Raw genomic sequence first — 972 nt, forward strand, 5'->3', positions numbered from 1 at the left:
TGCCGGACAGACCCTCGCCGCCGAAGGGCTGCGAGCCGACGACGGCGCCGATCTGGTTTCGGTTGACATAGATGTTGCCGGCATGGATGCCGTCGACGAAATGCTGGACGCGGCCCTCGATGCGGGTGTGCAGGCCGAAGGTCAGGCCGTAGCCCTTGCGGTTGATGCCGGCAATCACCGCGTCGATGTCGTCGGCGTCGAAGGTGGCGACATGCAGCACCGGACCGAACACTTCGCGCTCCATCTCCTCGATGCCTTTGACCCGAAAGACATGCGGCGCGACGAAGCGGCCGGCAGCCGGCGCTTCGAGCTTGGCGATGAGGCGCCCCTCCAGCCCCTTTTTCTTGCAGTAGTCGCCGATCGAGGCCTGCGCCTCATCGTCGATGACCGGGCCGACATCGGTCGAGATCAGCCACGGATCGCCGACATTGAGGGCTTCCATCGCGCCCTTCAGCATGGCCAGCATCTTCTTCTCGACATCCTTCTGCACGTAGAGCACGCGCAGCGCCGAGCAGCGCTGCCCGGCGCTCTGGAAGGCGGAGGCGAGGATGTCGCGCACCGCCTGCTCGGGAAGCGCCGTGGAATCGACGATCATGGCGTTCAGCCCACCCGTCTCGGCAATCAGCATGGCATCGGGCGCCGCCGTTTCGGCCAGCTGTTTTTCGATCAGCTTGGCGACCTCGGTCGAGCCGGTAAAGCAGACACCTGCGATGCGCGGGTCGGCGGTGAGCGGCGCTCCGACCGACGCACCGTCACCCGGCAGGAGCTGGATGATATCCTCCGGCACGCCGGCCTCGCGCAGCATCTCGACGGCGCGGAAGGCGATCAGCGGCGTCTGCTCGGCGGGCTTCGCGATCACCGAATTGCCGGTGACGAGCGCCGCCGCGATCTGGCCGGTGAAGATGGCCAGCGGGAAATTCCACGGCGAGATGCAGACGATCGCGCCACGGGCTTCAGTGCCCGCTTCGGCAT

1 protein-coding gene is annotated in these 972 nt (G+C 66.6%); it reads right to left on the bottom strand.

The window, feature by feature from the left end:
• Positions 1 to 972 (bottom strand): aldehyde dehydrogenase family protein (locus tag EOA75_RS33270; RefSeq protein WP_127326167.1); only part of this gene is annotated, 972 nt, incomplete at both ends.

The sequence above is a fragment of the Mesorhizobium sp. M1A.F.Ca.IN.022.07.1.1 genome, from assembly GCF_003997575.1.
Taxonomy (GTDB): Bacteria; Pseudomonadota; Alphaproteobacteria; order Rhizobiales; family Rhizobiaceae; genus Mesorhizobium.